Origin of the sequence: Mycobacterium sp. PS03-16 (assembly GCF_004570325.1) — a bacterium.
Lineage (GTDB): Bacteria > Actinomycetota > Actinomycetes > Mycobacteriales > Mycobacteriaceae > Mycobacterium.
Map to the genome: position 1 here is coordinate 24,346 of NZ_SPQO01000022.1, position 14,086 is coordinate 38,431.

Annotated in this window: 13 protein-coding genes and 1 tRNA gene; 5 read left to right on the plus strand and 9 right to left on the minus strand. The window is 71.4% G+C overall.

The window, feature by feature from the left end; all coding sequences use genetic code 11:
- Positions 1–16: 16 nt before the first annotated feature.
- Together tgt and E4P42_RS18140 are read right to left on the minus strand one after the other, a co-directional pair.
- A complete protein-coding gene (gene tgt / locus E4P42_RS18135) occupies positions 17–1,252 on the minus strand; it encodes a tRNA guanosine(34) transglycosylase Tgt (RefSeq protein WP_135127470.1) in 1,236 nt (411 codons plus the stop codon).
- A 6-nt stretch (positions 1,253–1,258) separates the two neighbouring features.
- Complete coding sequence (locus E4P42_RS18140; RefSeq protein WP_135127471.1) at positions 1,259–2,164, minus strand: haloalkane dehalogenase; 906 nt, start codon at positions 2,162–2,164, stop codon at positions 1,259–1,261.
- Positions 2,165–2,294: 130 nt separating this feature from the next.
- Between E4P42_RS18140 and E4P42_RS18145 the strand changes: the two genes are divergently transcribed.
- The 3 genes from E4P42_RS18145 to E4P42_RS18155 all read left to right on the plus strand — a co-directional run bounded on the left by E4P42_RS18145 (position 2,295) and on the right by E4P42_RS18155 (position 5,609).
- On the plus strand, positions 2,295–2,792 hold the full coding sequence (locus E4P42_RS18145) for a lipoprotein LpqH (protein WP_167759533.1): 498 nt from the start codon (positions 2,295–2,297) through the stop codon (positions 2,790–2,792).
- Between the two features lie 131 nt (positions 2,793–2,923).
- Positions 2,924–4,258, plus strand: a complete 1,335-nt coding sequence (locus E4P42_RS18150) for a PE-PPE domain-containing protein (RefSeq protein ID WP_245234089.1) — start codon at positions 2,924–2,926, stop codon at positions 4,256–4,258.
- Between the two features lie 79 nt (positions 4,259–4,337).
- Positions 4,338–5,609 carry a PE-PPE domain-containing protein gene (locus E4P42_RS18155; protein WP_135127472.1) on the plus strand — a complete coding sequence of 424 codons (1,272 nt, stop codon included), beginning with the start codon at positions 4,338–4,340 and terminating at the stop codon, positions 5,607–5,609.
- A gap of 6 nt (positions 5,610–5,615) precedes the next feature.
- On the opposite strand, the gene E4P42_RS18160 is transcribed toward E4P42_RS18155, so the two are convergent.
- From E4P42_RS18160 to E4P42_RS18170, 3 genes are read right to left on the minus strand one after another with little or no spacing between them, the layout of a single operon-like run.
- Positions 5,616–7,349: a diol dehydratase reactivase ATPase-like domain-containing protein gene (locus E4P42_RS18160; RefSeq protein ID WP_135127473.1), complete on the minus strand. Its 1,734-nt coding sequence runs from the start codon at positions 7,347–7,349 to the stop codon at positions 5,616–5,618.
- Positions 7,346–7,687 carry a diol dehydratase small subunit gene (locus E4P42_RS18165; RefSeq protein WP_135127474.1) on the minus strand — a complete coding sequence of 114 codons (342 nt, stop codon included), beginning with the start codon at positions 7,685–7,687 and terminating at the stop codon, positions 7,346–7,348. Before E4P42_RS18165 ends, E4P42_RS18160 begins: the two co-directional genes overlap by 4 nt.
- The gene (locus E4P42_RS18170; RefSeq protein WP_167759537.1) at positions 7,684–9,903 is read right to left on the minus strand and encodes a propanediol/glycerol family dehydratase large subunit; all 2,220 of its coding nucleotides are present in this window, start codon (positions 9,901–9,903) and stop codon (positions 7,684–7,686) included. The genes E4P42_RS18165 and E4P42_RS18170 overlap by 4 nt, the downstream gene beginning before the upstream one ends.
- A gap of 103 nt (positions 9,904–10,006) precedes the next feature.
- Here E4P42_RS18170 and E4P42_RS18175 point away from each other — a divergent pair, with 103 nt between their 5' ends.
- Both E4P42_RS18175 and E4P42_RS18180 read left to right on the plus strand, forming a co-directional pair.
- A complete protein-coding gene (locus E4P42_RS18175) occupies positions 10,007–11,779 on the plus strand; it encodes a penicillin-binding transpeptidase domain-containing protein (protein WP_135127476.1) in 1,773 nt (590 codons plus the stop codon).
- Between the two features lie 196 nt (positions 11,780–11,975).
- Entirely contained in the window at positions 11,976–12,341 is a 366-nt protein-coding gene (locus tag E4P42_RS18180; protein WP_135127477.1) for a hypothetical protein, read from the plus strand.
- Between the two features lie 4 nt (positions 12,342–12,345).
- Here the strand turns inward: E4P42_RS18180 and E4P42_RS18185 are convergent, their stop codons facing one another.
- From E4P42_RS18185 to E4P42_RS18200, 4 genes are all read right to left on the minus strand, one after another.
- Positions 12,346–12,732, minus strand: a complete 387-nt coding sequence (locus E4P42_RS18185; RefSeq protein ID WP_135127478.1) for a DUF2237 family protein — start codon at positions 12,730–12,732, stop codon at positions 12,346–12,348.
- A 212-nt stretch (positions 12,733–12,944) separates the two neighbouring features.
- A tRNA-Ser gene (locus E4P42_RS18190) sits at positions 12,945–13,035 on the minus strand.
- Between the two features lie 33 nt (positions 13,036–13,068).
- Entirely contained in the window at positions 13,069–13,527 is a 459-nt protein-coding gene (locus tag E4P42_RS18195; RefSeq protein WP_135127479.1) for a nucleoside deaminase, read from the minus strand.
- Positions 13,524–14,033 (minus strand): tRNA adenosine deaminase-associated protein, encoded by a 510-nt coding sequence (locus tag E4P42_RS18200; RefSeq protein WP_135127480.1) that lies wholly within the window; start codon positions 14,031–14,033, stop codon positions 13,524–13,526. Before E4P42_RS18200 ends, E4P42_RS18195 begins: the two co-directional genes overlap by 4 nt.
- Positions 14,034–14,086: the final 53 nt, after the last annotated feature.

The following is a 14,086-nucleotide window of genomic DNA, read 5'->3' on the forward strand; positions in this document are numbered from 1 at the left end:
CGAAGAACCCTGCAGGTCAGGAGCCGTAATAGCGACCCAGGACCTCCTCGCGCAGCGCATCGAAGTCACCGGCGAGCATCGACTCGCGGATCCGGTCGACCAGCCGGACGACGAACCGCTCGTTGTGGATGGTGGCCAGCGTGGCGGACAGCATCTCCTTGGCCTTGAACAGGTGATGCAGGTAGGCGCGGGTGTAGTGCGCGCAGGTGTAGCAGTCGCATTCGGGATCCAGCGGCGTGTAGTCCCGCCGGTAGCGGGCCCCGGTGATGTTGTAGCGCCCGGTTGCCGAGTACACCGCCGCATTGCGCGCCACCCGCGACGGCGACACGCAGTCGAAGGTGTCGGCGCCCGCCGCGACCGCGGCGAACAGATCGTCGGGTTCGCTGATCCCGAGCAGGTGGCGCGGTTTGTCGGCGGGCAGTTCGCTGCTCACCCACCCGACGATCGTCGCCAGGTTCTGCTTCTCCAACGCACCACCGATGCCGTAGCCGTCGAAGCTCAACCCCTCGGCCGGCCCTGCGTGACAACCGATCTCGGCCAGCCCGCGGGCGGCCTGGCGGCGCAGGTCTTCGTACTGTGCGCCCTGTACGACCCCGAACAGCGCCTGCGGTGGTTTGCCGGCGCGCTCGATCTCGAGCCTGCGGTGCTCGACCAGGCAGCGCACCGCCCATTCGTGGGTGCGCCGCACCGACTGTTCCTGGTAGGCCCGGGTGTTGACCAGCGTGGTCAGCTCGTCGAACGCGAAGATGATGTCGGCGCCCAGCTGATGCTGGATGCCGATCGAGACCTCCGGGGTGAAGCGGTGGATGCTGCCGTTGAGGTGGGAGCGGAAGGTCACGCCGTCGTTGTCGACGTGAGCGAGCCGCTCCTTGCCCGCGGCGATGACGTCGTCGGCCTGCACCCGCTCGGTGTCCATGGCCAGCACCTTCTTGAAACCCACCCCCAGCGACATCACCTGAAAGCCGCCGCTGTCGGTGAACGTGGGTCCGGGCCAGTTCATGAAGGCGCCGAGCCCGCCCGCAGCGTCGACGATGTCCGGCCCGGGCTGCAGGAAGAGATGGTAGGCGTTGGCCAGCACAGCTTGAGCGCCAAGCTCTTTCATCGTCTCGGGCAGCACCGCCTTGACGGTGGCCTGGGTGCCGACCGGGATGAACGCCGGGGTGTGGATGTCGCCGTGCGGGGTGTGGATCACCCCGACCCGGCCGAGGCGGTCGGGCAGTTCGGCCTCGACGGTGAAGTAGTCGCCGGTCACGTCGCCCTAACGGCGCAGGAAATCGACGATCGCGGTGGCGAGGTCCTCGCCCGCATCCTCCTGCAGGAAGTGCGCGGCCTCGGCGATCACCGGATGGTCGATCCCCTGTGCGCCCCGCATCTGGCGGCGCAGGATCGGACCCATCGCCCCGGTGATCGGATCGCTGTCGCTGAAGGCGACGAGCATCGGAGTCTCACTCTGCGACAACACTTCCCACGCCGACCGGTTCGCGGCGGACGCCGGGTCGTCCGGGCTCGTCGGCACCAGACCGGGCATCGCCCGGGGTCCCGCGCAGAAGGAGTCGTCGGGAAAAGGCGCGTCGTAGCCGGCGCGCACCTCGGGCGGCATCGGCCGGCGGCAGCCGCCCTCGACGAACCGTCCGACGTCGACGTTGGGCGCCTTCTGGATCGCCTCGCGGAACTTCCACCAGATATCGGGCATGGGGACGTCGCCGGTCGGCAGACCGGTGTTGGCGACCACGATGCCCGTGAAGCGGCCGGGATGTTCGGCGGCCAGCCGCAATCCGATCAACCCGCCCCAGTCCTGCCCCACCAGCGTCACCCGCTGTAGATCCAGTACGTCGAATGCGAGCGCGCGCATCCACTCGACGTGCCGGGCGTAGGTGTGGTCCTCGATGCGGGTGGGTTTGTCGGAGCGGCCGAACCCGACCAGGTCGGGGCACACCACGCGGTGACCCGCGGCGGCCAGGATCGGGATCATCTTGCGGTACAGGAATGACCACGACGGTTCGCCGTGCAGCATCAGCACCGGGTCCGCGTCGGCCGGACCGGCCTCGATCCACGCCACTCGCAGCCGGCCACCCTCGTCGTCGTCGATTTCGCCGTAGTGCGGCTGGTAGTCGAAGTCGGGCAGGTCCGCGAACCGGTCGTCGGGCGTGCGCAAGGTCTGCATGAGGGCGAACCTACCGGGTGCGCCGGCACGGTTTTCCATCAAACCCGTGAGCACCGCGAGGCCGCCCACCATACTGCTTCCCGACGGTCCGACCGCGTGGACGGACCGCGACGACAAAAGGAGAACTGTGGTGAAGCGTGGTTTCCTGGTGAGTGTGGGCGGTGCGGCGATCGTCATCGCCGGCCTGGCGGGCTGTTCCTCGGACAGCGGATCGTCCGAATCCACCACCTCTGCGGAGTCGAGTGACACCGCCACCGCGAGCGTGTCGGCCAGCGCGACGTCGGCGCCCGGCGGGGCGAAGGTCACGATCGACGGGCAGGACCAGGACATCCAGGGGACCGTCGCGTGCACCGCGATGGGCGGCAACCTCAACATCGCGATCGGCCAGGCCACCACCGGCATCGGCGCGGTGGTCACCGAGGGTGACGAGCCGACGGTGCAGTCGGTCGGGCTGGGCAACGTCAACGGCGTGACGCTGGGATTCCAGCAGGGCACCGGCCAGGGCAACGCCGAGGTCGAGAAGGACGACAAGACCTACAACATCAAGGGCAACGCCACCGGCGTGGACATGGCCAACCCGCTGCAGCCGGTCACCAAGCCGTTCGAGATCGAGGTCACCTGCCCCTGACGGCACATCGACACAGCGGCGGCGGCGTCTTCGGACGCCGCCGCCGTCTGCGTCTATCGAGGCCGAACCCGAGTGCAGTACTGTCCGAGGAGTCGGCGCGACGGGGCGCCAAGACACCTGGGAGAAAGATCTTGGCAAAGCACAGCAGGCCACGCCGCAGCCGTAGCGCGTTCGCGCGTGCCGCACTCGCCACGACCGGGATGTCGGTGGCGCTCACACTGAGCCAGGCGGCCACCGCGACCGCCGCGACGATTCCCACCGCGGACACCGTGGTCGGCGTCGGCGGCTTCCGCAATCCCACCAGTGACCGCATTCCGCGCAAGTTCGAGGGTGAGCTGGTCCCACCCGGTCAGCGATTCGTCGGTGTGCGGTATCCGGCGCAACTCCCCGTCGATCCGAGCGTCGCGGAAGGTCAGCAGCCGCTGCGGGACGCGGTGGCGCTCGCCCTCGACGACGGCACCGTCCTGGTGGCCGGCTACTCGGAGGGCTCACTGGTCGCCGAGCGCTACAAGCGTGCGCTGGTCGCCGCCGGGTCGCCCGACCGCGACGACATCCGATTCCTCTTCATCGCCGCACCGATCGTCCCCAACGGCGGGATCTACGCCCGCTTCCCCGGCCTGCGCATCCTGGGCTTCACCAGCACCGGTGCGGCGGCGCCGTCGCCGTACGACGAAACCTTCGTCACCCTCGAATACGACCTGATCGGCGACTTCCCCGCCTACGCCAACCCGTTGTCGCTCGCGAACGCGGTGGCCGGGCTGGTGTACGTCCACGGCGACCAGGGACCAGACAACGTCGACCTGCAGACCGCCCCACAGTCGGTGAAGGTGGTCGACACCGAAGCCGGCGGCCGGGACACCTACATCCTGATCCACGCCGCGCACCTGCCGCTGCTGCGGCCCGTGCGCGACGTCTCGGCCGTGTTGCGGACCACCGCACTCACCGAACCGCTGCTGGCCGCCGTCGAACCGACCCTGCGCCTGCTGGTCGACATGGGCTACACCGACCGCGACTACCGCAACGCCGACGAGCCGACGCCGTTCTCGTTGTTCACGCCGCCCGAGCGGATCGTCGAGACCGTCACCGAGCTGCCCCGCGCGCTGCGGGAGAGCGCCGACGGCTTCGTCGACGCGGTCACCCCACCCGGCCGGCAGCAGCGCGACCACGAGACTCCGGCCGGCGGCCGGGCGCTGTCCACGGGCGAGGACGACGCCGAGGTGTCGTCCGAACCCGACGAGCCGGCGGAGCCGAAGCGCTCCGCGCCGCAGCGCGGACGCCACAGCGCGCCGGAGGACGACGAGCCGGACGTCGCGGACCTCACGAGCGACTCCACCGACACCGCACCCGAGGACGCTGACGACACCGCCGGCGACGACACCGCCGGCGACGACACCGCCGGCGACGACACCGCCGGCGACGACGCCGCGGAGACCGCCGACGACCCGTCCCCGGCAACCGCCGCCTGAGCCAGGCGTTCCTCGCCGCCTGGCGCGGTCGGCTGTGAGATAGTTTGCCCGTCCTCGCCCGCCGCACGGGAGTACCGCCATGGCCAGACACCGCGCATCCCGCCGGACGCTGCTGAGTACCGTCGCGGCCGCCGGACTCACGACCGTCCTGGCGCTGGGCCCGTCCGTGGACGCCGCCACGGCCGCCCCGCGCGACATCGTGGTCGGCGTCGGCGGCGCCAACAACCCGACCAGCGACCGGGTTCGGGACAAGTTCCGCGGCGACCTCGTCGGCGCACTCGAGGACGACGGCTACACGTTCGAGGGGCTGCGCTACCCGGCCGCACTGCCGCTGGGGCCCAGCATCCGCGACGGGGTGCCGAAACTGCACGCCGTGATCGACAGCGCCGCCGGCGGGCGCGTCGTCGTCGTCGGGTATTCCGAGGGCGCGCTGGTCGCCGAACAGGTCCGGCGCGACCTGGCGAGGGATCCGCACCGCCCGCCGACCGACCGGATCGAATTCGCGCTCATCGGTTCCCCCTTCGTTCCCAACGGCGGGATCTACGCCCGCTTCCCCGATCTGCGCATACCGGGGCTGACCAACATGGGGCCGACGCAGCCGTCGCCGTACGCGACCACGTTCTACTCCATGGAATACGACCTCGTCGCCGACTTTCCCGCCTACGGCAATCCGCTGACGTTCGCCAACGCCGTCGTCGGGTTCCTGTACTTCCACGGCGACCACGGTCCCGACGCCGTCGACCTCGACACCCATCCGACGTCGGTGCTGGTGGTCGACAACGCCGCAGGCGGAACCGACACCTATGTGCTGATCCGCGCCCGTCATCTGCCGCTGCTGCAACCGATCCGGGACATCGCCGCCGCCACCGGAAGCACCGTGCTGACCGAACCGGTGCTGGGCGCGATCGAACCCACCCTGCGCCTGCTCGTCGACATGGGCTACACCGACCGTCACTACCGCACCATCGGCTCCGACGACGACCCCGCCTACCAGCACGCCGACGAACCGACCCGGTTCTCCCTGGCAACGCCGCACGACCGCATCAGGGAGACGATGGCCGCGCTTCCCGAGGCCCTGCGCGACGGCGCCGAGAACTTCGTCGACGCCATCACCCCGCCGGCGCGGAAGGTCAAGAAACCGGCCGAGGGCACCGACGACGACGCGCTGACCGACGACCGGGAAGCCGAGTCCGACGCCACGTCGCGGCGCACGCCGAAGCCCGGGAAAGACGAGGAATCCGAACCGATTTCAGAGGATCAAGACGAGGTCGCGGGCGACGAGGGCAGCACCGACACCGACACCGACGTTTCGGCCGGCACGTCCGAGGCGGACGCACCCGCCGCCGCCTGACGTCCGTCAGGCGCGCTGTGCGGCGCCCACCCGCTCGGCGGCCGACAGGTGCACCAGCCCGGAGGCCACCGCGAACCGCGGCCCGTGCACCCCGCCGATGTCGGCGCGGCCGACCACCACCCGTGCGGGTCGCAGCGATTCGCCGACCGTGCGCAGCAGTTCGTCGTCGAGCGCACCGCCGCCGGCCAGGACCAGCGCACGCGGCGGCCGGTCCAGCGCCGCCAGGCAGCGCGCGATGTTGGCCGCCACGGTCTCCTGTTTGATCGCCAGCCGCAGGCTGCGCCACTCCTCGGCGGCCAGCCGGTGGGAGAACGGCACCAGCCCGGCACTGCCGCGGGTGCACAGCCGCCCGATCGCCTCGGCCGCCGCGGGACGGTCGAGGAACACCCGGCGGCCGTCCTCCTCGTGGGCGACGTGCGGCCCCTCGACGCGCAGCGCCGGGGTCCGCTTGACCCGCTCGGCCAGCGCGCGGGGGATGTTGAGCACGGCGGCCACCGCGGTGGTGATCGCCTCACCCGCCCCCGCGGCGGTGACCGTGCGGCCCTCGGCGATCAGATCGACGGTGCCGCCGCCGATGTCGCAGACCACCGCACCGGGCGGCAGACCCGGCGTGGTCAGCGCACCGCGCGCCGCGGCGGCGGGTTCGGTGGCGATGGTGCGGGCGGGGCGGCCCGTCAACTCGGACAGCGTTGCGGCCGCGTCGGTCAGCGCGTCGGTGGCCAGCAGCGCGACCACGGTGCCGCGGGCGTCAGCGACCCCGCGCCGCAGCCACGCACCGTTGTCGATCGCCGCGAGATCGGTGAAGTACGCGTCGTCGACCGCGAGGCCGTCGCCGGTGGCGGCCAGCGCCCGCAGCCGCACCCGTACCGCGCAGCCCGGCGGTTCGAGGCGCAGCAGACCGTAGGCCGCGGCCGGTGCGTGCCGCACCACCTCACCGCCGACCCGGCAGTCCACGAAGTCGTCGTCCACCGTGGGCGGATCCGGTGGCACTGTGCGGGCGGTGACCGCGATCGCCGGGGCGTCGGCGAGTTCCCGGGTGAACTCGGCGACGTCGGGCAACCGGTCGTGGCCGAGCCGCAGCGCCGCCGACAGCGCGATCGGATCGGCCATCGCGCGGTAGGCCCGGCCCTCGGCCACCACCTCGACCGCGACGAGCGCACCCCGCGCCAGCCCGTCGAGATCCACCTCGTCGACCACGGGCACGTCGATCGGGATGCGGTTGCGGATCAGCACCGCATCGTCCTGGACGGCGAGCACACCGGCGATCCGCCAGCCGCGCCGCACAGCCTCACCTATCGCGTCGGCGGCCACCTCGAAATCCGTTGCGCCGTCCACGCTCACGATCACCGGTCCGTCGTCGACGGGACCGGACAGGTCGGCCAGCGGGACGTGCCTGCCGACACCGAATCCGGTGCCCGCCGGGGTGGAGGCGTCCGCGCGGCGCAGGCTGCGCACCGGGGCGCGCGGGGAGGTGGCCGGTGGCATCGGCGCGGTGGCCGTGTCGACCGGACGGATCGTGGCGAGCACCACCTCGTCGACGTCGGCCTGCGCGTCGACCTCGAGGCGGTGCAACAGCGCCGCCGCGCCCTCGAGCGACTCCCTCGACCCCTTGCGCCCGCGCGTCGGCGCCTGCCCGTGGGTCAGCGCCTCGACCGCCCCGTCGTGGATGCGCGCCAGCACGATCTCGGTGGTGTGGTTGCCGACGTCCACTCCGGCGACCACCGCGGCGCCGCGGGTCACCGAAGCAGGCCCCGGCGGGCGTAGACGTCGGCCGCCTGGCGCACGAGTTCCGCGCAGCGGGATGCGCCGCGGGTCTCCAGCGAGGTGCGCAGCGTCTCGAGTTCCGCGGCGGTGGAGCGGTGCGGGCGCAGCGCCTCGTACAGACCCATCACCTCCTCGTCGTCGATGACGGCGAGTTCGGCTGCGCGCAGGAAGTTCTCGGCCAGCTGCGGGTTGCCGTGCTCCTCGGCGACGACGGCCTGGTAGGCCAGCGTGGCGGGATCCATCCGCAGATCGGCCAACGTCAGCTTGCCGTCGACGGCGGACTGCACGGTGAACTTGTCGGTGCCAGCGGTCATGCGCGCTTCGCCTCCACGGTGATCGGGGCCTGTCCGGGTTCGCAGGCCTGGCGTTCGAGGGCCACCAGCGCGACGGCGCGCGCGTGGTAGCGGGCGGAGATGGATTCGTCGGTGCCGCCGGTGAAGATCGGCACCGGGGCCATCCCCTTGGCGTGCCGGGCGGCGTTGCGGCCCAGCTCGCGGTACATGCGGCCGGTCAGCAGCGGGGCCACGCTGAACAGTTCGAGGTTGGCCAGCGGCGCCAGGTCGCGGCGGTGGATCAGCGCGGTGCCCTTGCCCTGCAACCCGATTCCGATCCCGGATCCGGACAGCCGGGCCGCGGTCAGCCCGATCAGCCCGACGTCGATGGTCGAGCGGACCCGCACCAGCCGCGGCACGCAGCCCTCCTCCTCCAGACCGGCCGAGATCTGGCGCAGCACCTCCCCGACGGTCAGGCCGCACAGCGTCAGCCACACCGAACGGCCCAGCGCGGGCGACAGTCCGATGCAGACCTCCCGCGGATCGCTGCCCTGGCGGGCCGGTTCCACGTCGGTGACGATGAGGTGACCCTCGTGCTCGGCCTGGTCGGCGGTCAGCTCCGCCGCGGTGCGCGCCTGGCGGATACCGTCGATCTCGGCGCGGCGCGCCTCGGTCAGCGCGTAGCCGGTGCCGGGGCCGGAGTAGTCGTTCGGATCGGTGATCTTCGACAGCACCCGGAACTGGTCGTCGAAGATCGCCGAGGTCTGTAATTGGTCGCCGCGCAACCGCTCCCGCGTCAGCCGCATGATCGCCTCGGCCTCCTCGGCGTAGCCGGTGCGGTGCAGCGAGGCGATCACGTCGAACACGGTCAGCTGTTTGGCCTCGATCGCGACGGCCGCCTCGGCGACGGCCTTCGGATCACCGGCGGGCAGGTCGCGCGACCCGTTGGCCACCACCACGGCGTCGATGCGGTCGTCGTCGAAGTCGGCCAGGCCGAGGTCGCGGTAGACCGCCTGCACCGCGGTCGCGGCATGCCGGCGGACTCTGGCCAGGTGTTCGGGCGACACCGTGCGCAGCCCGCCGTCGGCGCCCCAGTCCCGTTGCAGCACGAGGAAGTCGTCCATGTCGTCGGCGTTGAAGTTCGACAGCGCGAACGCGTTGTCGTACCGCGGGATCGATCCGAAGCCGGAGAAGATGAAGTCGGCGCCGGCCAGCAGCACGGGCAGGGTGTGGGCGCTGCGGCGGATGTCGGATTCGGAGATCAGGTTGTCGTTGCCCGCACACGATTCCAGGTCGCGCATCATCACCATGAGGTTCTCGGCGAGCAGTTCCTTCATGCCCTCGGGGACCGACGCCACCACGCCGACGCCGTCGATGCCGCCGTTCTGCACGCCCTGGCTGCCCAGCGCGCGGGCCAGTGAGACGCACCGCGATTCGAGGTAGAGGATCGAGCACTTCTCGGCGGCGCCCATCAGCACCTCGGCGCCGCCGCCACTGGTGACCCGCATCTTGAGCCCGCGCGACGCGTAGGCCGACGTCAGGATCGCCTTGGAGAACGGCGTGTCGTCCCCGTCGACGAACACCTGCTCCGTGCCGTAGATCGAGATGGTCTCGGCGTAACTGGTCAGCCCGCGCAGCCCCAGCCGCAGCTCCATGGCCTCTTCGATCGAGCACTGCGCCATCGCCCCCGGAATGCCCACCTGGCTGCCGATCAGCAGCGCGATCGCATTCGACGGGGCGTCGCCGAACACCGGCACCGTCGTCTCCACCTCGCGGAACCCGTAGGCGACGGCGCTGGCCGCGTCCGCGGCGATCAGCAGCGGGTCGTCGAGTTGGTTGGTGACGTGGGCCTGGTTGCTCGGCGTGCGGCGGGCGCGCATCTTGCTCATCGCCATCTGCATCTCGACCGGCGTCATCACCGCGACCACCCGGGCCAGCTTCGCCGGGGTGGTGCCGCCGATCAGCCGCACCACCTCGGTACGCGGCACCCCCGGATCCACCGCGAGGCGGGCCAGCTCGACGTCGGAGCACGCCATCGCCTCATCGGCGACCGACAGGTCGATGCCGTAGCGGGCGATGAACTCGTCGATCACGTCGAAGTCGGCGGCGGCTTTGCCGTCCATCTCCGCGACCACCCCGTCCGCGACCACCAGCGACGGCGCCGGATCGTGCGGGCTGTGCATCGCAGCGAGTCCGAGGTCGGGATCGACGACACTGAATCCGTCGAGATTGACCGGTTTCGCGTCCAGAATCCGCATTCGACCCTGGTCGAGGTCGTTGTTTTCCGCCATGGCGAAGATCCTGCCGTGTCGACCCCCGCGGCGCCACGGCGTTCGCGCATCCGGCTGACACCATGTCTTCATGACGCGACGACTCCTCGCGCCGGTGTTGGCGTGCGTGCTGTTGCTGGCGATGGCGGGCTGTTCGTCCGCCGAACCTTCGGACGCCTTCCGGGCCTTCGCCGACGCCGTGCAGCGGCGGGACGCGGCGGCCGCCGCCCAGCAGACCGACGACCCCGCCGCGGCCGAACCGGTCATCGCGGCGATGTTCGCGGGTATGGGCAAGGACGCCGCGGTACGCGTGGACACCGCACCGATCGAAGGCGAGGAGGCCGGCGAGACGCTGACCTACCACTGGACCCTGGCCCCCGGCCGCGAGTTCGAGTACGAGGTCACCGGCGCCGCAGCGGCCCAGGACGACGCGTGGCGGCTGCAGTGGTCCCCGGCGCTGCTGCACCCGGACCTCGCGCCGGGCCTGAAATTCCAGTACAGCCAGGACAGCGATCTGCAGACCCCGGTGCTCGACCGGACCGGCCAGCCGCTGATGATGTGGCAGACCGTCGGCCTGGTGACGCTCGAGCGGGCGCGGCTGGACTCGGCGGCCGCGCTGGCCGCGGTGCTCGCGCCGATCGAGCCGACGATCACCGCCCAGACCATCGCCGCCCAGTTCGACGGGAACGACAACCCGGTGATCACGGTGATCCGGTTGCGGGAAGCCGACCTGAACCCGGTGCGTGAACAGCTGCTCGCCATCGCCGGCGTGGGAATCACCGAACAGGGCGACCTGCTCACCGCCGACCGGGCGCTGTCGTCCCCGGCGATGGCCGATCTGCCGGAGATGTGGCACGACCGCATCACGAGGAACGCCGGCTGGTCGGTGTACCTGGTCGACGGCACCGGGGCGCCGGCCCAGCAGCTGACCGCCACCCCGCCGAAGCCGACCGACCCGCTGCGCACCACCCTCGACCTACGCCTGCAGCTGCTGGCGCAGAGCGCCGTGGCCGCCGAGCCACGGCCCTCGGTGCTGGTGGCGATGTCGCCGTCGGACGGCGGCATCCTGGCCGCGGCGCAGAACGCGGCCGCCGACGCCCAGGGCGCGATCGCGTTCTCCGGGCTCTATCCGCCGGGGTCGACGTTCAAGACGATCACCACCGCGGCGGCGCTGGAGGCCGGGCTGGTCACCCCGGATTCGCCGGTGACGTGCCCGGGCCGGCTCACCATCGAGAACCGCACGATCCCCAACGACGACGACTTCGACCTCGGTACCGTGCCGATGACCACGGCGTTCGCCCGCTCCTGCAACACCACGATGGGGGCGCTGGCCGACCGGTTACCTCCCGATGCGCTCCCCACGACCGCGCGGGCCTTCGGCATCGGCGTCGACTATGTGATACCCGGCCTGACCACCGTCACCGGCCGGGTTCCGGAGGCCGAGACGGCGGCGCTGCGGGTGGAGAACGGGATCGGGCAGGGCACCGTGACGGTCAGCCCGTTCGGTCTGGCGCTCGCCGAGGCCAGCCTGGCGCACGGAGCGACGGTGACGCCGACGCTCGTGCAGGGCGCGACCACCGAAGCCGACACCCCATCCGAACCGCTGCCCGCCGACGTCACCGCCGCGCTGCGCGCGATGATGCGCGCCACGGTCACCGAGGGCACCGCGTCGGCGCTGGCCGACATCCCGGGCCTGGGCGGTAAGACCGGCACCGCGGAGTTCGGCGACAACACTCATTCGCACGGCTGGTTCGCCGGCATCGCGGGCGACATCGCGTTCGCGACACTGGTGGTGGGCGGCGACTCGTCGGCGCCGGCGATCACCGTGTCCGGCGAGTTCCTGCGCCCGGCGGTGACGGGCTGATCGGGGGCGTCACGCGTCGGCGCGGCGCGACCCCGGGCGCGTCACGCGTCCAGACTGAAGCCACGCAGAGAAAGTGCGAGAGCGGCCCTGCGTAGCTTCAGTCTCGGCGTCAGCGACGCTGCCACTCGAGCTGCGGTGACGGGCTGATCGGGGCGAACCCGTCCGCCGGCGGTACAGCGGAATCTAAGCTGTGCTCATGAAGTTGGTGGCTGCACTCGCCCTGGCCGGTGGCGCGCTCGCGGCTCCGCTGCTCATCGCCGCCCCGGCCGCGGCGGACCGGTGTGACGACGCGGGGTGTGTGCCCTACGTCGACCGCAACATCAATCCCGCCGATGCCTGTGTGCCCGGCGGCAGCCGGTACCTGTTCGGCATGGACGCCTCGGGCAACAACTACCTGTGCACCACGCAGAGCCGGTGGGTCAGCCAGCCGCCGCTGGTCGGTGTGCGTACCAACAGTGCGCCGTGTGACGGCAGCCCCGGCGTCGCGCAGTCACCGGACGGTCTGGTGCTGGTGTGCAAGAACGGTGGCTGGCGGCCGGACTTCACGGCCTTCTACTACTGAGCCGCTACAGGCCGGCCAGGTCGTCGGGGACGTCGACCGCGTACCGGTGCAGGACGTCGAGCGGCACCACGTCGAGAGTGCGCTCATGGGTCGCGGCCAGCACCACGGGCGCGGCGTAGCCGTCGCGGTGCGCGCGCAGCCAGTTCGCCGCCGTCACACACCAGCGGTCGCCCGGCGCCAGCCCGGGGAACCGGTACTCCGGGCGCGGCGTGGACAGGTCGTTGCCGATGGAGCGCTGATGGTCGAGGAACTCCGCGGTCATCACCGCGCAGATGGTGTGGGCGCCCAGATCCTCCGGGCCGGTGGAACAGCAGCCGTCGCGGTAGAAGCCGGTCAGTGGGTCGGTGCCGCACTCCTGCAGGGGGCCACCGAGGACGTTGCGATCAGGCACTCCGCCAGTATCGCGCCAGCCGGGCTCCGAGCCGGGTACATCGCTCGGGCGTTGCTCCCGCGAGATCGACACCATGGTGGTGGATTGCGAGGTTCGCAAGGCGAACGACAGCCGTGGTGTCGATCTCGCCGTAGGACCGTTGCAGCGAAGGGTCCGGAAAGAGTCCGCACGCAAAAAACCGCCCTTATCTGCATAGACAGGCGGGCGGTTTATGGCGGTGGCGGAGGGATTTGAACCCTCGGACGGGGGTTACCCGTCACACGCTTTCGAGGCGTGCTCCTTAGGCCGCTCGGACACGCCACCGTGTGGCAGCTTACCGAACCGGCGGCGCAGCCCCTAATCGCGCCGGTGGCCCGCGAAGAAGCCTTCGAGCAGCGCCGCGCACTCGGCCGCCAGCACCCCGCCGCGGACCTCGGGGCGGTGGTTGAGCCTGCGGTCGCGCACCACATCCCACAGCGATCCGACGGCCCCGGTCTTCGGTTCCCACGCCCCGAACACCAGCCGGCTCACCCGCGCGAGCACCAGCGCCCCGGCGCACATCGTGCACGGCTCCACCGTCACCGCCAGCGTCGTGCCCTCCAGCCGCCACCCGTCGTGCACCACCGCGGTGGCCGCCCGCAGCGCCAGCACCTCGGCGTGCGCGGTCGGATCGCCCAGCGCCTCGCGGGCATTGGCGGCGCGGGCCAGCTCGGTGCCGTCGGCGGCGAACACCACCGCGCCGATCGGCACGTCGGCCGGCCCGGCCAGCGCGGCGGCGTCGAGTGCGGCGCGGATCAGCTGCTCGTCGGAGGTCACCGATTGAGACGGTCGAGCACCGCGGAGAGTTCGTCGGCGAACCCCATCTCGCGGGCGATGCGGCCGAGCTGTTCGTCGGCGTACAGATCCGTCTCGTCGAGGATCACGCTGAGCACGGCTTCGGGCAGCCCGATGTCGGAGAGCAGGCCGAGGTCGCCCTCCTCGAACGGATCGACGTCGTCGAGGTCGTCGGGTTCGATGTCGGCGTCGAGCTGTTCGAGCACCTCGGCGGCGATGTCGTAGTCGAGTGCGGCGGTGGCGTCCGAGAGCAGCAGCCGGGTTCCCGACGGCGCGGGCCGGATGATCACGAAGAATTCGTCGTCGATGTCGAGCAGCCCGAACACGGCTCCGGCGCTGCGGATCTCACACAGCTCCTTCTGCGCGACGGCCAGGCTGTCGAGCGCGGCCCGGCGCATCGGCGCGCACCGCCACCGGCCCTCCTCGCGGACCACGGCCACGCCGAACCCGTCGGGCGTGTCCTGCGCCGGCGCGCTCTGTGCTCCCATGCCGCAGTACGGTAGTCCTCCACCAGCGGCTTTGACCAGGTGTGCCGATCCGG